The organism is Devosia albogilva (genome assembly GCF_042685625.1).
GTDB classification, from domain to species: domain Bacteria; phylum Pseudomonadota; class Alphaproteobacteria; order Rhizobiales; family Devosiaceae; genus Devosia; species Devosia albogilva.
Genome location: NZ_JBHUNP010000001.1, coordinates 2,152,631 through 2,170,033, shown reverse-complemented (window position 1 = coordinate 2,170,033; position 17,403 = coordinate 2,152,631). Strand labels below are relative to the sequence as shown.

The 17,403-nt window shown below is 66.6% G+C and carries 17 protein-coding genes and 1 pseudogene; 12 read left to right on the top strand and 6 right to left on the bottom strand.

The window, feature by feature from the left end; all coding sequences use genetic code 11:
* Positions 1 to 112: 112 nt before the first annotated feature.
* Positions 113 to 1,705 (top strand): phosphoenolpyruvate carboxykinase (ATP), encoded by a 1,593-nt coding sequence (gene pckA, locus ACFSX5_RS10965; RefSeq protein WP_386833456.1) that lies wholly within the window; start codon positions 113 to 115, stop codon positions 1,703 to 1,705.
* A 17-nt stretch (positions 1,706 to 1,722) separates the two neighbouring features.
* Here the strand turns inward: pckA and ACFSX5_RS10960 are convergent, their stop codons facing one another.
* Both ACFSX5_RS10960 and ACFSX5_RS10955 read right to left on the bottom strand, forming a co-directional pair.
* A complete protein-coding gene (locus ACFSX5_RS10960) occupies positions 1,723 to 2,634 on the bottom strand; it encodes a cell wall hydrolase (RefSeq protein WP_386833454.1) in 912 nt (303 codons plus the stop codon).
* A 311-nt stretch (positions 2,635 to 2,945) separates the two neighbouring features.
* Entirely contained in the window at positions 2,946 to 3,731 is a 786-nt protein-coding gene (locus ACFSX5_RS10955) for an alpha/beta hydrolase (protein WP_386833452.1), read from the bottom strand.
* A gap of 154 nt (positions 3,732 to 3,885) precedes the next feature.
* On the opposite strand from ACFSX5_RS10955, the gene infC reads away from it, so the two are divergent.
* Positions 3,886 to 4,422 (top strand): translation initiation factor IF-3, encoded by a 537-nt coding sequence (gene infC / locus ACFSX5_RS10950; RefSeq protein ID WP_386835625.1) that lies wholly within the window; start codon positions 3,886 to 3,888, stop codon positions 4,420 to 4,422.
* 293 nt (positions 4,423 to 4,715) lie between these two features.
* On the opposite strand, the gene ACFSX5_RS10945 is transcribed toward infC, so the two are convergent.
* Entirely contained in the window at positions 4,716 to 5,693 is a 978-nt protein-coding gene (locus tag ACFSX5_RS10945) for a carbohydrate kinase family protein (RefSeq protein WP_386833450.1), read from the bottom strand.
* 184 nt (positions 5,694 to 5,877) lie between these two features.
* On the opposite strand from ACFSX5_RS10945, the gene ACFSX5_RS10940 reads away from it, so the two are divergent.
* Positions 5,878 to 6,435, top strand: coding sequence for a TRAP transporter small permease subunit (locus ACFSX5_RS10940; RefSeq protein ID WP_386833448.1), 558 nt, complete (start codon positions 5,878 to 5,880; stop codon positions 6,433 to 6,435).
* Positions 6,435 to 7,826, top strand: a complete 1,392-nt coding sequence (locus ACFSX5_RS10935) for a TRAP transporter large permease (protein WP_386833446.1) — start codon at positions 6,435 to 6,437, stop codon at positions 7,824 to 7,826. Before ACFSX5_RS10940 ends, ACFSX5_RS10935 begins: the two co-directional genes overlap by 1 nt.
* Before the next feature lie 101 nt (positions 7,827 to 7,927).
* Here the strand turns inward: ACFSX5_RS10935 and ACFSX5_RS10930 are convergent, their stop codons facing one another.
* Positions 7,928 to 9,028: a TRAP transporter substrate-binding protein gene (locus ACFSX5_RS10930; protein ID WP_386833445.1), complete on the bottom strand. Its 1,101-nt coding sequence runs from the start codon at positions 9,026 to 9,028 to the stop codon at positions 7,928 to 7,930.
* 234 nt (positions 9,029 to 9,262) lie between these two features.
* Between ACFSX5_RS10930 and ACFSX5_RS10925 the strand changes: the two genes are divergently transcribed.
* The 3 genes from ACFSX5_RS10925 to ACFSX5_RS10915 are packed head-to-tail and all read left to right on the top strand — an operon-like array spanning position 9,263 to position 10,958.
* The gene (locus ACFSX5_RS10925) at positions 9,263 to 9,661 is read left to right on the top strand and encodes a COG4315 family predicted lipoprotein (RefSeq protein ID WP_386833443.1); all 399 of its coding nucleotides are present in this window, start codon (positions 9,263 to 9,265) and stop codon (positions 9,659 to 9,661) included.
* A 50-nt stretch (positions 9,662 to 9,711) separates the two neighbouring features.
* Entirely contained in the window at positions 9,712 to 10,185 is a 474-nt protein-coding gene (locus tag ACFSX5_RS10920) for a sigma-70 family RNA polymerase sigma factor (RefSeq protein ID WP_386833441.1), read from the top strand.
* Positions 10,182 to 10,958, top strand: a complete 777-nt coding sequence (locus tag ACFSX5_RS10915; protein WP_386833439.1) for an anti-sigma factor family protein — start codon at positions 10,182 to 10,184, stop codon at positions 10,956 to 10,958. The genes ACFSX5_RS10920 and ACFSX5_RS10915 overlap by 4 nt, the downstream gene beginning before the upstream one ends.
* Positions 10,959 to 11,190: 232 nt before the next feature.
* Here ACFSX5_RS10915 and ACFSX5_RS10910 read toward each other — a convergent pair whose 3' ends face one another.
* Positions 11,191 to 12,375, bottom strand: a complete 1,185-nt coding sequence (locus ACFSX5_RS10910) for an alpha-hydroxy acid oxidase (RefSeq protein ID WP_386833438.1) — start codon at positions 12,373 to 12,375, stop codon at positions 11,191 to 11,193.
* Positions 12,376 to 12,563: 188 nt separating this feature from the next.
* On the opposite strand from ACFSX5_RS10910, the gene ACFSX5_RS10905 reads away from it, so the two are divergent.
* From ACFSX5_RS10905 to ACFSX5_RS10885, 5 genes are read left to right on the top strand one after another with little or no spacing between them, the layout of a single operon-like run.
* Positions 12,564 to 13,520 carry a Bug family tripartite tricarboxylate transporter substrate binding protein gene (locus tag ACFSX5_RS10905; protein WP_386833436.1) on the top strand — a complete coding sequence of 319 codons (957 nt, stop codon included), beginning with the start codon at positions 12,564 to 12,566 and terminating at the stop codon, positions 13,518 to 13,520.
* The gene (locus ACFSX5_RS10900; protein WP_386833434.1) at positions 13,510 to 14,055 is read left to right on the top strand and encodes a tripartite tricarboxylate transporter TctB family protein; all 546 of its coding nucleotides are present in this window, start codon (positions 13,510 to 13,512) and stop codon (positions 14,053 to 14,055) included. Before ACFSX5_RS10905 ends, ACFSX5_RS10900 begins: the two co-directional genes overlap by 11 nt.
* Positions 14,056 to 14,058: 3 nt before the next feature.
* Positions 14,059 to 15,546 carry a tripartite tricarboxylate transporter permease gene (locus ACFSX5_RS10895; RefSeq protein WP_386833433.1) on the top strand — a complete coding sequence of 496 codons (1,488 nt, stop codon included), beginning with the start codon at positions 14,059 to 14,061 and terminating at the stop codon, positions 15,544 to 15,546.
* Positions 15,543 to 16,475, top strand: a complete 933-nt coding sequence (locus ACFSX5_RS10890) for an SMP-30/gluconolactonase/LRE family protein (RefSeq protein ID WP_386833431.1) — start codon at positions 15,543 to 15,545, stop codon at positions 16,473 to 16,475. Before ACFSX5_RS10895 ends, ACFSX5_RS10890 begins: the two co-directional genes overlap by 4 nt.
* A complete protein-coding gene (locus ACFSX5_RS10885; RefSeq protein ID WP_386833429.1) occupies positions 16,472 to 17,101 on the top strand; it encodes a class I SAM-dependent methyltransferase in 630 nt (209 codons plus the stop codon). The genes ACFSX5_RS10890 and ACFSX5_RS10885 overlap by 4 nt, the downstream gene beginning before the upstream one ends.
* 122 nt (positions 17,102 to 17,223) lie before the next feature.
* Here the strand turns inward: ACFSX5_RS10885 and ACFSX5_RS10880 are convergent.
* Positions 17,224 to 17,403, bottom strand: a pseudogene (locus ACFSX5_RS10880) (acylphosphatase); the annotation flags it as partial.

Below are 17,403 nucleotides of genomic sequence, written 5' to 3'. Positions count from 1 at the left end.
TGCTGCGACTTCCGTCTTACGACCGATTTCGGGATGGTTGTATGACCAATTAGCCCTCAGCCTTGGCTCCACGACCGCGGCCGCATGTTCGCCGCGCGGAGGAGAGAGGCGAATGGCTGAGTTCGACCACGAAACCCTGAGGGCATCGATCGGCACGCGGGCGGGGTCGGTGTCGCGCAACGACATCGCACCGGCCCTGGTGGCGCAGGCGATTGCCGGGGGCGAGGGGAAATTCACCGCCGACGGAGCATTGTCGGTGACCACCGGCGCCTTCACCGGGCGCAGCCCCAAGGACAAGTTCATCGTGCGTGATGCACTGACCGACCGGCGCGTGTGGTGGGACAATTCGGGTGCCATGATGCCGGAGGCATTCGAGCGACTGCTGGCCGATGCGGTCGCCTCCTATGGCGGGCTCAGCGTGTTCCGGCAGGACCTGATCGCCGGAGCCGACCCGCGGCACCAGTATGCGGTGACGGTGATGACGCCGTCGGCCTGGCATGCGCTGTTCATCCGGAACCTCCTGATCCGCCCCAACGAGGGCGTTGAGCTGTCGCCGGCGGCGCGGGCGGCGACCATCGTGCACGTGCCGCGGTTCAAGGCTGATCCGGCGCGTCACGGCAGCCGCGGCGAAACGGTGATCGCGCTCGACATGAGCCGCAACATCGTGGTGATCGCCGGCACGCTCTATGCCGGCGAGATCAAGAAGAGCGTGTTCTCACTGTTCAACTTCCATGCGCCGGAGGCCGGCGTGCTGCCGATGCACTGCTCGGCCAATGTGGGGGCGAACGGGGATACGGCGCTGTTCTTCGGGCTGTCGGGGACGGGTAAGACGACGCTCAGCAACGATCCGGCACGGCCGCTGATCGGGGATGACGAGCATGGCTGGGGCGAGGACGGCGTCTTCAACCTCGAGGGCGGGTGCTATGCCAAGACAGTGAAGCTCAGCGCGGAGGCAGAGCCCGAGATTTTTGCAGCAACACGCCGTTTCGGCACGGTTCTCGAAAATGTGGTTCTCGACGGTAACGGAAAGCCGTCATTTGATGACGTTTCCCTCACGGAAAACACCCGGGCGGCATACCCGCTGACAGTGCTGCCGCGGGTGGCGGAAGGCGGAGCCGGCGGGGTCCCGAAGACCGTGGTGTTCCTTACCGCCGACGCCTTCGGCGTGCTGCCGCCGATCGCCCGGCTGACGCCGGAGCAGGCGGTCTACCATTTCCTCTCCGGCTACACCGCCAAGGTGGCCGGCACCGAGCGCGGCGTAACCGAGCCCCAGGCCACGTTTTCCGCCTGTTTCGGAGCCCCGTTCATGCCGCTCCACCCGACGATCTATGGCGAACTGCTGGAAGGGAAGCTGCGCGAAAGCGGCGCGGCGGCCTGGCTGATCAACACCGGCTGGACCGGCGGCGGCTATGGCGTCGGCAAGCGCATCGACATCGCCTCGACCCGGCGGCTGCTGACGGCGGCGCTCGATGGCAGCCTCGAGGGCGCAGCCATGCGGACCGACGAGTTGTTCGGCTTCCGGGTGCCGCTTCAGGTGCCCGGCGTTGAGGCCAAGCTGCTGACGCCGCGGGCGACGTGGGCGGATGCGGCGGCCTATGACCGGCAGGCGCTGAAGCTCGCCGACCTGTTCCGGCGCAACTTCGAGAAGTTCGGGGACGGTGCCGATGCGGAGCCGGGACCGAAGCTGGCGCTGGCGGCGGAATAACCACCGCCGCATCCGCCTCAGTTCGGCGAGTAGAAGATGTGGGAGTCGATGGTCGCCACGGCGCTGTAGGTGCTGGCCCAGGAGGGGCGCACGGCCGTGGTGTGGTAGTAGAGCGTGGAGCCGGGGAGCGAGCCGACGGAGTCGCCGGTGGCGAACTCGGCGTAGATCTCCTTGGCCAGCTCGGCGGACCGCAGCCAGGCACGGCGCTCGCGCGGGGTGTCGGTGCGGCCGTCGCAGGCGAAGGTGAACTGGCAGCGATAGCGGCCCTTGTCGGCGTTCTGGTAGATCACGCCGCACAGGGTCGACGGGAACTTGCCGGAGCGGGCGCGGTTGACGATGACGTTGGCAACCGCGAGCTGCCCCTCAAGGCTTTCGCCGCGGGCTTCGTGGTAGATCGCCTGGGCCAGGCAATCGCGCTCGGTATTGGCGTGCTCGAGGCGCTGCTCGAGCGGCTGGTAGTCCTCGGCGATGTATGCGGCCAGAAGCCCGGGGCTGAGACGGCCGTCTTCGGCTTCGGCAGCGGCCGGCTTGAACTCGCCGGTGAAGTCGGCGATCGCGTTGACGGCGCTATTGCCGCTGAACGAGCCGCGGGCGATGTAGCCCAGGAGAACTTCGGTGTTGAGTTCACCCGCCGGGGCGGCATGGAGTTCGACGGAGCGCAGCTTCTGCTGGCGCTCGATGTAGTTGGACAGAAGCGCCGGCGTCAGCGGCTGCCGACCAGGCTCCAGCGGAACCAGAGTTGGGCCAAGGGCCGGCTGGTCGCGGATCAGCACCAGATCATCGGGCACAGGCATCGGCAGGACCACGGGACCGTCGACGGTTTCGGCATGCGCAGGCGCCAACGTCACGATCAGCACAAAAGCCACGGCAGCAAGTGCAAGCACATGCGAGAGCGCACGCACAGCGATGGCTTTCCAGCTTTGGGTCAATGCCCCGTCCTTACCCCTGAGCCCGTCCGGCCATATCCGGCGGGCCTTCTTGGCGTGGAGATCCTTGTGGACCTTCCAGTCACTTCCGGGCCGGCACACTATCCAAGCGGCGCGCGGCTGGGAAGATGAAATTTACGCTCGGTTAACCATAGCGGTTAGCGTCTTAAAGTACGGTTAATGGAGGGAGCGCGGGATGAAAACCCTGCTTGTTCAAAGCCTTGCTGCGTGGTTAGGCCGAGCTTGCGCCGATCGGTAAAGGTTTATGCATCTAGGTGTGGTCAGATGCCGCGTGTGCCCGGCGTGCTACAGCTTCAGGTCTCGATCAGCCCGAGGATGGCCCGGCGGAGGCGATCGAGGTCCTCCGGCCGGCTGAGGCGATGGTCGCCATCGGGGATCATGGTCAAGGTCACCGGATCATGCAGCAGGTGGGTGGTGAGGCGCACGGCATGGGCCGCGGGCACATCCGGATCCTGCCCGCCCTGGAGGATCACCACCGGGCAGCCGGGCTCGATCACCGCGCCCAACAGGCGGTGCCGCTCGCCATCTTCGAGCAGCGTGCGGGTGATGCGGTAGGGCTCGTCGCCATAAGCACTCGGCCGGTCGACATAGCCGAGATTGTGCAGGTCTTCGTGCTGGGCGGGCGTGAAGCCGGGGAGCATCAATTCGTGGGTCATGTCGACGGCCGGGGCGATGAGGACGAGCCCGGCGAGGCGCCCCGCCCCGCGCTGTTGCAGCGCCCGCGCCAGCAGCAGGGCGATCCAGCCGCCCATGGACGAGCCCACCACCACCTGCGGACCCTCGGTCAGCGCGAACACCGCCTCGGCCTCTTCGAGCCAGCGGGTGGTGGTCCCGTCGGTGAACTCGCCGCCGGAGGCGCCATGGCCGGAATAGTCAAAGCGGGTGACCGCAAGGCCTTTTTCCTCGCCGAGTTGATCGAGGCAACTCGCCTTGGCACCGGTCATCTCGGAGCGAAAGCCGCCGAGCCAGAACAGGCCCGGATGCCCGCCGGAGCGGCGCAGCAGGGCGATCTCGCGCGCGGCGGAGCCCTCTCCGACAACGAGGCGCGAGGCGACAGAAGCGAGCGGAGCCAAGAACATTCTCCGAAGAAGCGAAACCGGCGGCGGCGCACGGGCGTTTCCCAGCCGCAACAGCCCGGAAAATCGCGCGTGTGCTTGTTGACTTATGCTCCCGCTAACACGATTTTAGGCGCGTTTTCACCCCCTCCTACCAATGACACAAGGATAGCTTGCCATTCGCCGTCCCATGAGACCCGTGGCCCCCCAAAAGGACGGGCCGATTTCCAATGAGGATATTTCCAGCCCCGACGTTCAGCTGATCGATGCCGACGGTGAGAACCGCGGCGTGGTGCGCACGCGCGAAGCGCTGGCCGAAGCCCAGGAACAGGGGCTCGACCTGGTGCTGATCGCCCCGAACTCCACTCCGCCGGTCGCCAAGATGCTCGATCTCGGCCGCTTCAAGTATGCCGCCCAGAAGAAGGCAGCCGAAGCGCGCAAGAAGCAGAAGGTCATCGAGGTCAAGGAAGTCCAGCTTCGCCCCAACATCGACGACCACGACTACAACACCAAGATGAAGGCGGTGCAGCGGTTCATCGACGAGGGCGACCGGGTCAAGGTGACGATGCGTTTCCGTGGTCGCGAAATGGCGCACCAGGAACTCGGCATGCAGTTGCTGCTCAAGGTCCGCGAACAGATGGATGCGGTTGCCAAGGTCGAGTCGCAGCCGCGCTCGGAAGGCCGGCAGATGGTGATGGTGCTGGCGCCGAAGTAAGGGCGTCCAGCTTTCCGAGGTCTTGAAGGCGGGCTGCGGCCCGCCTTTTTGTTTTGTGGGGTCGGTGAGCGTGGATGGACCCCTCACCCTGACCCTCTCCCCAGAGGGGCGACGGGACGCAGGGGCCGTGATCCCCGTGCTCCGGAGGAGCGCAAGGGGTTCAACACCGTCCTCTCTCCCTTGAGGGTCAGGGTGAAGGGTTGCCTCTCGCGGCAGGAACTCAGGCGCTGAACCCCTCACCCGCCGCTGCGCGGCGACCTCTCCCCTCAGGGGAGAGGTGAAGAGCCTCGGGCTTAGCTCTTGAGCACCGCATCAACTTCCGCCCGGGTCGGTGGCTTGCAGCCCTTGCGGCCGCAGTTGATGCCGGCGACGACGGCGCCGAAGCGCAGCATGTCGGCAAGGCCGGTGTCGTCGAGTTGGGACATGGCATCCGGGGCGAGACGGTTGTGATCGTGCAGCCAGGTGATGATGCCGGCCATCAGGCTGTCCCCTGCCCCGACGGTGTCGCCGAAGACCGGCGGCCGGTGGATGTCGGCACTGGCGGTACCGGAGCGGGTGAAGGCGCGCGACCCCTGGTCGCCCAGAGTAACGACGACGAGCCGGCATTCCGGGCCGTCCAGCAGGCGGCGGGCATAATCTTCCACCGTGGCGTCGGGGGCGAGGGCGGCGATGTCTTCCTCGGAGAGCTTCACCAGATGAGCGCGGTCGAGGAACAACTGCAGCCGCCGCTTGTAGCCGTCGAAATCGTCGACGAGGCTAGGGCGGACATTGGGGTCAATGGTGATGGTGGCGCCGTGGGCGCGGGCGGCATCGACGACCTCGAGCCACGCTTCGGCTTCGCGGGGCACGATGGGGCAGAAGCCGCCGATCTGGTAGAGTTCGAGCGCTTCCGGCAGGGCCGCGATGGCGCTCCGGGCCTCGATGGCGCCGTCGGCGGCGCGATAGAAGCCGTAACGGGCATTGTGGCGGTCGTCGAAATTGACCACGGCCAGGGTGGTGTAGTCCGGCACCCGCTCTTCGAGCAGGGCGGTGACACCGGCCGCTTCCAGCGGGCCCATCAGATAGTCGCCGAAGGCATCGGCCGAGATGGGGCAGAGGAAGCCGGTCTCGTTGCCGAGCTTGGCGAGGGCAATGGCGCAGTTGTAGGGCGAGCCGCCCGGATGGGCGGTCATGACAATCTGCCCCTCGCCGTCGCGGCCGGTGACACGGCCGTCCTCCAGCGTCACCTCGGCCTTGAGATCGATCAGGCTTTCGCCGCCGACAACGAACATCCGCACCCCCCAAAATAGTTGCGTCGACATAGCATCTTGCGGGCTGCTGTCACCAGCGGCGCGAGAAGCGGTTTCCGCCAAGCAACGCGCGGAAATTATTGACGATACAAATCAATCCTGTTCTACAAAAAACAGCGGCAGTGGAGGCACATCCGCACCGCCGAGGGACATGGGGAGGTTCAGCGTGCAAGGACTCGCCTGGCTGGTGCGCGGCATCAGCGGCATCAACCGGGTGGTGGGGGAAGTCCTCAGCTGGTTGGCGCTCGGATGCGTACTCGTCTGCTTCACCGTGGTGGTGCAGCGCTATTTCTTCCACACCTCGATCCTGTGGATGCAGGACCTCTATGTCTGGATGAGCGGGGCAATGTTCACCGCCGTTGCCGGGTTCGCGCTGTTGCGTGGTGACCATGTGCGGGTCGACATCTTCTACCGGCCCTGGCCGGTGCGGCGGAAAGCCATGGCCGACCTGTTCGGGGTCGTCGTGTTCCTGCTCCCCTTCGTTGTCGTGGTCTGGGTCTACGCCTTCCCAGCCGTCCGCCGCTCCTGGGGTTTTTACGAAGGCTCCTCCAATATCGGGGGCATGCCCGGCCTGTTCCTGCTCAAGACCTTTATCCTGTTGTTCTGCGTGCTTGTCGGCATTCAGGGCATCGCCATGGCGGCGCGCTCCATCCTGGTCCTCGCCGGGCGCGAGCATTTGCTGCCGCCCGCGCTACGCTATGAAGCCGAGAAGGGGCACGGCTGATGGATCCTGTATTGCTCGGAGAGATCCTCTCCGGCCTCATGTTCTTCGGCATCATCGGCGTGTTGATGCTGGGTTTTCCCGTGGCCTTCTCGCTGGCCGGCACGGCGCTGGTGTTCGGCCTCATCGGCTGGTGGCTGGGGGTCTATGACCCGTCCAACTACGGCTCGCTGGTCGGCCGCTATATCGGACTGATGACCAATGAAGTGCTGGTGGCGGTGCCGCTGTTCATCTTCATGGGCGTGGTGCTCGAGCGCAGCGGCATCGCCGAGCGCCTGCTGGTCACCATGGGCAAGCTGTTCGGCAATGTCCGCGGCGGCCTCGGCTATTCCGTGATCATTGTGGGCGCGCTGCTCGCCGCCTCGACCGGCGTGGTGGGCGCGACGGTCGTCACCATGGGCCTGATCTCGCTGCCGGCCATGCTGCGCTCCGGCTATGACCCGAAGCTCGCCACCGGCGTCATCTGCGCCTCGGGCACGCTGGGGCAGATCATTCCGCCATCGACCGTGCTGATCTTCATGGGCGACATGCTGTCGGGCATCAACGCCCAGGTGCAAATGAGCCAGGGCAATTTCGCGCCCGAGCCAGTGTCGGTGGGCTCGCTGTTTGCCGGAGCCATTCTGCCGGGCCTGCTGCTGGTGATGCTCTATATGGCCTGGGTGGCGATCAAGGCCGTGATCGATCCGCAATCCTGCCCGGCAACGCCGGTGCCGGAGCATGAGAAGAAGGATCTTGCGCGCGAAGTGGCGTTTGCGCTCGTGCCGCCGCTGTTGCTGATCGTGGCGGTGCTCGGCTCGATCCTGGGCGGTATCGCCACCCCGACCGAAGCGGCTTCGGTGGGCTCGGTGGGCGCCTTGATCCTCGCCGCGTTCAACCGCCAGCTCAATCTCGGCATCTTGCGCCAGGCGGTGATCTCCACCGCCACCATCACCTCGATGGTGTTCATCATCCTGTTCGGCGCGGCGGTGTTCTCCGTCGTGTTCCGGATGATGGGTGGTGACAATCTGGTACATGAATTCCTGTCGAACATGCCGGGCGGCGCCATCGGCGCGACCATCATCGTCATGTTCATCATGTTCCTGCTCGGCTTCATCCTCGACACCTTCGAGATCATTTTCATCGTGATCCCGATCACCGCGCCGGTGCTGCTGGCGCTGGGCGTCGATCCGCTGTGGCTGGGTGTCGCGGTGGGCGTGAACCTGCAGACCAGCTTCCTGACCCCGCCCTTCGGCTTCGCGCTGTTCTACCTGCGTGGGGTGGCGCCGCCGACGGTATCCACCGGGATGATCTACAAGGGCGCGGTGCCTTTCGTGATCCTGCAGTTGATCGGGCTGATCGCGCTGTTCGTGTTCCCGGACCTGATCACCTGGCTGCCGCGGTTGCTGTACAATTAAGGGCTGCTGCGACGCCCTCGATGTCCCCCGGTTCTTGAGCCGGGGATCCAAAAAAAAGCCCGGGCCGAAGCCCGGGCTTTCGTTTTGGTCGCGGGAGCCGCTTAGCTGAAGGTGATGTACTTCTCGCGCGCGGCGAGGAAGGGCATGTCGGTGCCCTCGGTACGCTCGCGCAGGAGGTTGAAGGCGGAGACGAAGCTTTCGGCCACGCGCTTGGTCATCTCGTCGCCGCTGTCGCGGATTTCCGAAACCAGCTCCATCGAGGCCTTGGCGCCGGCTTCGACGATCTCCTCGGGGAACTGGCGGACCTGCACGCCATGCTCGTCGACCAGGGCACGCAGGGCGCGCGGGTCGTTGGCATACATGTCGGAGGCCATGTCGTCATAGGCCGCCTGCGAGAAGACGGTGATGATTTCCTGGAGGTCCGCCGGCAGCTCCTGGAACTTGGCCTTGTCGACCACGATCTCGGTGGCAAGGCCCGGCTCGACGAAGCTCGGGAAGTAGTAGTTCTTGGCGATCTGGTGGAAGCCGAGGGCCAGATCCTGGAACGGACCAACGAACTCGGCCGCATCGAGCGTGCCCGACTGGAGCGCCGCGAAGATTTCGCCGGCGGCGAGGTTGGTCACCGAGGCGCCGAGCTTGGCCCAGACCTGGCCGCCGAGGCCGGGGGTGCGGAAGCGCAGGCCCTGGATGTCAGAGACGCCGGTCAGTTCGTTGCGGAACCAGCCGCCGGCCTGGGTGCCGGTATCACCGGAGAGGAAGCCCTTGAGGCCGAACTGGTCGTAGATTTCGTCCCACAGTTCCTGGCCGCCGAGATAGCGGACCCAGGCGGTCAGCTCGCGGCTGGTCATGCCGAAGGGCACGCCGGTGAAGAAGCTGAGGCCCTGCGACTTGTTCTGCCAGTAGTAGGGCGTGCCGTGGCTCATTTCGGCGGAACCGTCGATCACCGCGTCCAGCGCCTGCAGGCCCGGCACCATTTCGCCGGCGGCGAATACCTGGATGGTGAGGCGCCCGTCGGTGGCGCGGCCGACGCGGTCGGCGAACTTCTGCGCGCCGGTGCCCATGCCCGGGAAGTTCTTGGGCCAGGTGGTGACCATGCGCCAGGTGATGTTGCCCTGGGCAATGGCGGGCGTGGCCAGGGTCGTGGCTGCCGCTGCCCCGACTGCAGCGACCGAAGCGGATTTGAAGAATTCACGTCTTTTCATAAAGGTCCTCCCGAGTGGCGCGCGCCCCTTGCCCGCGCCGCCGATGTCGCCGCTCTGCGGCAGCGCATCAGTTGGCGCTAGAAAAGCAACAGCCTTTGCGGCTGTCCAGCATGTTGTTGAGCCAGCAACGATTTTGCTGATGCTGAAGATTGTTTGGCCCCGGCGGGAATAAGGAGCGCCGGGCGGTGTTCATCTCGTACGGGCCGCATCGGCCCGGGACAGGAGGACTCCCCCATGCACGTGCGTTCCCTATTCGCCGGCGCTGCCGCGCTCGCCTTGCTCGCCCTGCCGGGCTTTGCCGCCGAGTATCTCGGCGGACTGGTGCAATCGACCGATATCGGCGGCCAGATGGTGCTGACCGATGCCAATGGCATGGCGCTCTATACCTTCGACAAGGACACCCAGGGCGACGGCAAGAGCGTCTGCAACGACGATTGCGCGGTGAAGTGGCCGCCGCTGATGGCCGACGATACCGCGCAGCCCGAGGGCGACTTCACGATCGTCACCCGCGACGACGGCAGCAAGATGTGGGCCTACAAGGGCTGGCCGCTCTACTATTGGTACGAGGACACCGCGGCCGGCGACACCAAGGGTGACGGCGTCGGCGGCGTCTGGCACCTTGCGATCGAGTAAGGGCTGAGGAGGCTGCCCTGGACCTGTTCCTCGAGGAGGTTGAGGCCGCCGTGCCGGCGCTCAGGCGATATGCCCGGGCGCTGACGCGCAATGCCGACCGCGCCGACGACCTCGTCCAGGACTGCCTCGAACGCGCCATCAGCCGGCGCGGACTGTTCCGGCCCAAGGGCACGGTCCGCGCCTGGCTGTTCACCATTCTGGTCAATCTCCACCGCAACGGGCTGCGCGCCGACCGGCGCCGCGGCGAGCCGGTGCCGGTGGAGATGCTCCCCGATCCGGCGGTTCCGGCGCCGCAGCCGGGACATCTGGCGCTGGCGGAAGTGGCGCGCGCCATCGACACGCTGCCGCTCGAACAGAAGGAAGCCTTGTTGCTGATCGCCCTCGAAGGCCTCGCCTATCAGGAGGCCGCCACCATTCTCGGCATCCCGCCCGGGACGCTGATGAGCCGGCTGAGCCGCGCTCGCGCGGCGCTGCGCACGCTGACCGGCACGCCGGCGGAGCCGCATCTGAGGACGGTGAAATGACGGTCACCCGCGAGCAGTTGATGGCCTATGCCGATGGGCAGCTTCCCGAAGGCGAGCGCGTGGCGGTCGAGACCTGGCTGGGCGCCAACCCGGAGGCCGCCGCCGAAGTGGCGATGATCGTCCGGCAGAACGACGCCATCCGCACCCTGTTCGCACCGGCCGGCGCCGAACCGCTGCCGGAGGCACTGCGGGCTGCCACCGCGGCCACACGAGTGGGGCGCCGGCGCCGTCAGATGATGCTGCGCGCCGCGGCGGCGGTGGTGTTGGTCGGCATCGGGCTCGGGGTCGGCTGGTTCGGCCGACCGCTCATTGAGCGCCAGCCCGCCTATGAGTTGCTGGTTGCCGATGCCCTCAGGGCGCACAGCGTGTTCGTGGCCGAGAACCGCCATGCGGTGGAAGTGCCGGGCAGCGAGGGGGAGCACCTTTCCACCTGGCTGTCTAACCGGCTCGAAACCCAGCTCGGCATGCCGGACCTGACTGCGGAAGGCCTGACGCTGGTCGGCGGGCGGTTGTTGCCCGGCGAACCGGAGCTCGGCGGACGCGCAGCGCAGTTGATGTATGAGGACGCGGGCGGGCAGCGGGTGACGATCTATGTGACGGCGGCGCTGCCCGGTGGTGCCGAGGAATACGAGCATGTCGAGGCGGGGCCGGCTGCGGCGGTCTACTGGGCCGATGGGCGGATCACCTGCACGGTGATCGGGACGCTGCCGCCGGAGCGGATGCAGACGGTGGCGCGGACGGTGTTTGCGCAGATGAAGGGGGTGGAGGCGTAGGGGGCTTGTTGGTTTGTGGAGCTCCACTCCTGCCGAACCCCCTCCCTGCCCTCCCCGCAAGGGGGAGGGTGACCTCCACTCGCTTGTGCCGATTTGCCACCCTGATGACCTGGCGTGGTTCTGCCGGTTTGCCACCCTTATGGCGTGACGTGATCTCCTCACGCCCACCGCAGTCACCCTCCCCCTTGCGGGGAGGGCGGGGAGGGGGGCGGCAAGTGTGGGGCCCAGCGGCCTACCTGTTGCTCGCCGGCGCCATCCGCGGCGGGAAGTCCACCGAGTAGATATTGTGCAGGCCGACGTCGTGGATGTCGCGCTCGCCGCAGAGGGCCATGGTGATGTCGAGTTCGCGGCGGATGATTTCGAGGGCGCGGGTGACGCCGGCTTCGCCGCCTGCCCCGAGGCCCCAGAGGAAGGCGCGGCCGATGAAGGTGCCCTTGGCGCCCAGCGCAACGGCCTTCAGAACGTCCTGGCCGGAGCGGATGCCGCTGTCGAGATAGACGTCGGTGAGGTGCCCCACCGCTTCGACGATCTCGGGGAGGACACGGATAGAGGACGGGGCGCCGTCGAGCTGGCGGCCGCCATGGTTTGAGACGATGATGCCGTCGGCACCATGGGCAACGGCGGCGCGCGCATCGTCGGCATCGAGGATGCCCTTGACGATCACCGGACCGCCGAAGCGTTCCTTGACCCAGCCGATCTCCTTCCAGCTCAGCGCCGGATCGAACTGCGACGAGGTCCAGGCAGAGAGCTTGGAGAGATCGCCCGCCGCGTCGACATGGCCGACGATGTTGCGGAAGGTGTGCCGCCGAGTGCCGAGCATCTGCATGGCCCAGCGGGGCTTGATCATCATTTCGAAGACGAATTTCGGCGTGAACTTGGGCGGGGCCGACATGCCGTTGCGCAGATCCTTGTGGCGCTGGCCGAGGATTTGCAGGTCCATGGTCAAGACCAGCGCCGAGCACTTGGCGGCCTTCGCGCGGTCGATCAGCCGCTCGATGAAGCCGCGGTCGCGCATCATGTAGAGCTGGAACCAGAAGGGCTTGGAGGTATTCTCGGCGACGTCCTCGATGGAGCAGATGCTCATGGTCGAGAGCGTGAACGGCACGCCGAACTTCTCGGCCGCGCGGGCGGCCTTGATCTCGCCGTCGGCGCTCTGCATGCCGGTGAAGCCGGTCGGCGCCAGGGCCACCGGCATCGCGGCCTGCTCGCCGGTCATGGTGGTGGCGAGGTTGCGCCCCTCCATGTTGACCGCCACGCGCTGGCGCAGGAAGACCTTGCGGAAATCCTCGGTGTTGGCGCGATAGGTGCTCTCGGTCCAGGCGCCGCTGTCGGCATAGTCGAAGAACTGCTTGGGCACCTTTCGGCGCGCCTCGGCCATCAATTCGTCGATGGTGAGGAAGCGCTCGAGATTGGCCATGGGAGACTCCGGGATATCGGCCGGTGCCGTAGCAACTAACATGTTAGTCGTCAATGCATTGAGACATTTGATCGATTGACGCTCGGGAGCAAACTTGATCAGCTAACGGCAAGCCCGGCCATCGAGACGGGCGACAGCAAACGCGGCGCGGCACGATCCATGTGCGGAACGCCGACGGGAGGTTACCAATGAACATCAAGACGCTGGTTGCATCCGCAACCATGGCGCTCGCCTTCTCGGCCGGCGCTGCCCAGGCCCAGGTCAACGTGATGCTGCCCGCCAATCCCGGCGGCGGTTGGGACTCGACGGGCCGCCAGGCCTTCGAGGCCCTCAACGCATCCGGGCTCTACACCGGTGGCGTCAACTTCACCAATACCGGCGGTGCCGGTGGCACCGTTGGCCTTGCCGAGTTCCTCGGCACCTCGAGCGGCCAGCCCGATGCGCTCGCCGTCTTCGGCGCCATCACCGTGGGCGCGATCGAGCTCAACGACTCCCCGATCAACCTCGCCGAATTCCGCCCTGTGGCGCGCCTCACGGCTGAATACCTGGTGATCGCGGTGGCGGCGGATTCGCCCTACAATACTCTGGCTGACCTGGTCGAGGCGCTGAAGGCCGAGCCCGGTGCAGTGCCGGTCGGTGGTGGTTCGGCCGGTGGTGTCGACCACATCGCCCTGGCGCTGCTGGCGCAGGAAGGCGACGTGCCCGTCGGTGACCTCAACTACATCCCGCAGGCTTCGGGCGCCGAGACCGTGACCGGCATCGTCAACGGCACGCTGGTCGCCGGCATTTCCGGCACCTCCGAGTTCGCCCAGTTCGCCGAACAGGGCCGCATCAAGCTGCTCGGCGTGACCTCGGCCGAGCGCCGCGAGAACCTGCCGGACGTCCCGACCTTCGCCGAAGCCGGCTACAATGTCGAACTCGCCAACTGGCGCGGCATCCTTGCCGCCCCGGGCGCGCCGGACGACAACTATCAGCAGTGGGTCGATACCTTCACCCAGTTGAGCCAGACCGAGGAGTGGCAGCAGGTGCTGGAGACCCAGGGCTGGGACGATTACTTCCTCGCGGGCGAGGAATTCGGTGAGTTCATCGCCCAGGAAACCGAAGTGCAGGGTCAAATCCTCAGGGATGCCGGCCTTGTCGACTGATCGGCCTACGGCCTCAAACGGGGGGAGCGGCCAGCCGGCCGCTCCCTCGCGCTTTTCGGGGTGGGCGAGCCGCCCCTATTGGCTTGGCGTCGGCGTGGCGCTGATCGGCGCCGTGTGGCTGTGGGGCGCATCGAGCCTGCCGCAGGGCGCCCGCTATGCCGCGGTTGGTCCGGGCCTGTTCGTCACCATGGCAGGCCTCGGCCTCCTCATCCTCGGGGTGATCCTCGTTGTGCAGGTTGCGCGCGGCGAAACCTTCGAACCGCAGGACGCCGAAGACGCCAGCGGCGATCAGCCGATGGACAAGCGCGCCTTCATCACCGCGCTGCTTGCGGTGTTCCTGCCGGTTGCGGCGGCCAAGACCGTGGGCCTGCCGCTGATCGCGAGCCTCAGCTTCATGCTGGTGGCGCGCGCCTTCGGCTCGACCCGCTGGTGGCTCGACCTCATCATCGGCCTGGTGCTGTGCACCGCCGCCTATTTCCTGTTCACGCGGCTGGGGCTGCAGCTCGGCCGCTATTTCCCGCCGCTGGGGTTCTGAGCCGTGGAAACCTTCGAACTGCTGCTGCACGGCTTTTCCGTAGCCCTGCAACCGACCAATCTGATGTGGGCACTGGTCGGCTCGCTCCTCGGCACCATGATCGGCATCCTGCCCGGCATCGGGCCGGCGCTGACCATTGCCCTGTTGTTGCCGGTGACCACGCAACTGGCGCCGACCGCCGCCTTCATCATGTTCGCCGGCGTGCTCTATGGCGCCATGTATGGCGGCTCGACCACCTCGATCCTGCTCAACACGCCCGGTGAAGCGGGCTCGATGATGACGGCGCTCGAGGGTAACAAGATGGCCCGCGCCGGTCGCGGCGCCGCTGCGCTCGCCACCGCCGCCATCGGCTCGTTCGTCGCCGGCACCATCGCCACGCTGTGCCTGACCTTTGCTGCCCCCGCGATTGCGGAGCTGGCCTTCTATTTCAAGCCGACCGACTATTTCGCGCTGACCATCCTGGCCTTCACCTCGGTGGCGGTGGTGATGGGCACGAGCCGCGTCCGCGGCTTCATCTCGCTGTTCCTCGGGCTGGCATTGGCCGTGGTGGGCATTGATGCGATGTCCGGCCAGCCGCGGCTGACCTTCGGGCAGATGGACCTCTTGCGCGGCATCAACCTCGCCGTGGTGCTGGTGGCGCTGTTCGCGGTTGGCGAAATCCTCTACGTCGCCAGCCGCTACCGGCACAGCTCCGGCGAAATCGCCCGCACCAAGGGCTTCACCTGGATGTCGGGCCAAGATTTCCGCCGCTCGTTCTGGCCGTGGATCCGCGGCACGGTGATCGGCTTCCCGATGGGAGCGCTGCCCGGTGGCGGCACAGAAATCCCCACCATGCTGAGCTATACCCTGGAGCGGAAGCTGACCAAGCACCGCGACGAATTCGGCAAGGGCGCCATCGAAGGCGTTGCCGGCCCGGAGGCTGCCAACAATGCGGCTGCGGCCGGCATTCTGGTGCCGCTGTTGACGCTCGGCCTGCCGACCTCGGCCACGGCGGCGGTGCTGCTGGCCGCCTTCCAGAACTACGGCCTGCAGCCCGGTCCGTTCCTCTTCACCTCCAACCCCGAACTGGTCTGGGGCCTGATCGCGTCGCTCTATGTCGGCAACATCATGCTCCTGGTGCTGAACCTGCCGCTGGTGGGCGTGTGGGTGCAGTTGCTGCGCATTCCGCGGCCGCAGCTCTATGCCGGCATTCTGGTATTCGCGCTGATCGGCATCTGGGGGCTGGCGCAATCGTGGATGGACTTCCTCATCATGGGCCTGATGGGGCTCGTGGGCTACATCATGCGCGTCTATGACTTCCCGATCGCGCCGGTGCTGATCGGGCTGATCCTTGGGCCGATGGCCGAGAACAACCTCCGCACCGCGTTGGCCGCCGGCCAGGGCAACCCGATGGTGCTGGTGTCGACGCCGATGTCGATCACCTTCCTGGTGCTGGCGGTGCTGTTCCTTGCCGTGCCGCCGCTGCTCCGCCGCCTGAGGGCCAACGCATGAGGAAGACCGGCGACATGATCCCGTCGGAGGAGGCGATCGAGCATGTCGACCGCCGCTTCCACGACATCGCCATCGGCATCGCCACGCTCGACGTGCTCTATGATGGCTGCCGCTGGAGCGAGGGGCCGGTTTGGTTCGGCGACATCGACATGCTCCTGTTCAGCGACATCCCCAACAACCGGATGCTGCGCTATGTGCCGGGGCTGGGGGTGACGCCGTTCCGCTCGCCCTCGAACTTCGTCAACGGCAACACCCGCGACCGCGAGGGGCGGCTGATCTCGTGCTCCCATGGCGCGCGCGCCGTGTTGCGGACGGAGTGGGACGGCACCATCACCACGCTGGTCGACCGCTTCGAGGGCAAGCGCCTCAACTCGCCCAACGACGTGGTGGTGAAATCGGACGGCACGATCTGGTTCACCGACCCGCCCTACGGGATCCTCTCCGACTACGAGGGCTACAAGAGCGAGCAGGAGCAGGAGCGCTGCAACGTCTTCCGCTTCGATCCGGCGGCCGGCTCGCTCACCGTGGTGGCCGACGATCTCCTCAAGCCGAACGGGCTCGCCTTCTCGGTCGACGAGTCCGTCCTGTATGTTTCCGACACCGGCCGCAGCCACGATCCGGATGCGCCGCAGCAGATCCGCGCCTATGACGTCGACGGGGCGAAACTGCGCAACAGCCGCGTGTTCACCCTGGTCGACACCGGCGCCTCGGACGGCTTCCGGCTCGACACGGAAGGCCGCATCTGGACCAGTGCAGGACCGGGGGTGAACGTCTATGACCCCGCCGGCGAGTTGCTGGGCCGGATCAAGACCGGCGCCAAGACCTCCAACCTCTGCTTCGGCGGCGCGCGGCGGAACCGGCTCTACATCACCTCTTCGCAATACCTGATGGCGATCTCGGTCGCCGCCACGGGGCTGCAGCGCCCTTGATCCAACCGAACTTGTTCATCCGCGAGCATTTGCGGCTAGGGCCGGTGCCGGGAGTGGCTGGGGTCGAGGTCTATCAGGCGCATTCCGGTAGCCGGCTGTCGCGGCTGGGCAGTGATGCCGCGCCGTACTGGGCCTATGCCTGGGGCGGCGGGGTGGTGCTGGCGCAGTATCTGCAGGCGCATCCGGAGCTGGTAGCGGGGCGGCGGGTGCTCGACCTCGGGGCCGGATCCGGGCTGGTGGGGATCGTGGCGGCGCAGCTTGGGCCCGATGTAGCCGCGGCGGAGATCGATCCGTTTGGGCGGGCAGCAGTGGAGTTGAACGCTGCGGCCAACGGGGTTTGCGTGGCGTTGGTCGATGTTGACATCGCCGGAGAGCCGCCGGCGGGATTCGAGCTGATCCTGGCGGGGGATGTGTTCTACGATCCGGAGGTCGCGGCGGGGGTGCTGCCGTTTCTCCAGCGCTGCCGCGAGGCGGGCACCGAGGTGCTGATCGGCGATCCGCAGCGGCGGGATCTGCCGGTCGGGGTGCTTGAGCCGGTGTTCCGGGGGGTGGTGACGGACATGGGCGGGGTGGAACGGGAGGCTGGGGTGTATCGGCTCAAGAACCCCCACCCAGCCTCCCCCTGAAGGGGGAGGGGCGGATCGAGTCTGTTGCGGCTTCGTGGCCGCGACCTCGTAGTTCGACAAGCTCACCATGAGGTCTATGCAAATTCGGAGCTGTGGTAGACCTCGTCCTGAGCCAGTTGCCAGCAGGCTGCGAGCATGGCCGCGACGGCATCATCGTCGCCTGCAAAGACGGCTTCAACCGAGCCGTCGCGGCGGTTGCGTACCCAACCGTTGAGGCCTCTGGCCTCAGCCTCGCCGACAACCCACAGGCGGAAGCCGACACCCTGCACACGGCCGGTGATGGCGGCATGGGCGCTGCGCAT

Bases quoted from the DNA above. Each gene is read 5' to 3' on its own strand.
- pckA (WP_386833456.1), top strand. From the start codon at position 113: ATGGCTGAGTTCGACCACGAAACCCTGAGGGCATCGATCGGCACGCGG.
- ACFSX5_RS10955 (WP_386833452.1), bottom strand. From the start codon at position 3,731: ATGTTCTTGGCTCCGCTCGCTTCTGTCGCCTCGCGCCTCGTTGTCGGA.
- ACFSX5_RS10935 (WP_386833446.1), top strand. From the start codon at position 6,435: ATGGATCCTGTATTGCTCGGAGAGATCCTCTCCGGCCTCATGTTCTTC.
- ACFSX5_RS10890 (WP_386833431.1), top strand. From the start codon at position 15,543: ATGAGGAAGACCGGCGACATGATCCCGTCGGAGGAGGCGATCGAGCAT.
- ACFSX5_RS10915 (WP_386833439.1), top strand. From the start codon at position 10,182: ATGACGGTCACCCGCGAGCAGTTGATGGCCTATGCCGATGGGCAGCTT.
- ACFSX5_RS10945 (WP_386833450.1), bottom strand. From the start codon at position 5,693: ATGTTCGTTGTCGGCGGCGAAAGCCTGATCGATCTCAAGGCCGAGGTG.
- ACFSX5_RS10930 (WP_386833445.1), bottom strand. From the start codon at position 9,028: ATGAAAAGACGTGAATTCTTCAAATCCGCTTCGGTCGCTGCAGTCGGG.
- ACFSX5_RS10910 (WP_386833438.1), bottom strand. From the start codon at position 12,375: ATGGCCAATCTCGAGCGCTTCCTCACCATCGACGAATTGATGGCCGAG.
- ACFSX5_RS10925 (WP_386833443.1), top strand. From the start codon at position 9,263: ATGCACGTGCGTTCCCTATTCGCCGGCGCTGCCGCGCTCGCCTTGCTC.
- ACFSX5_RS10905 (WP_386833436.1), top strand. From the start codon at position 12,564: ATGAACATCAAGACGCTGGTTGCATCCGCAACCATGGCGCTCGCCTTC.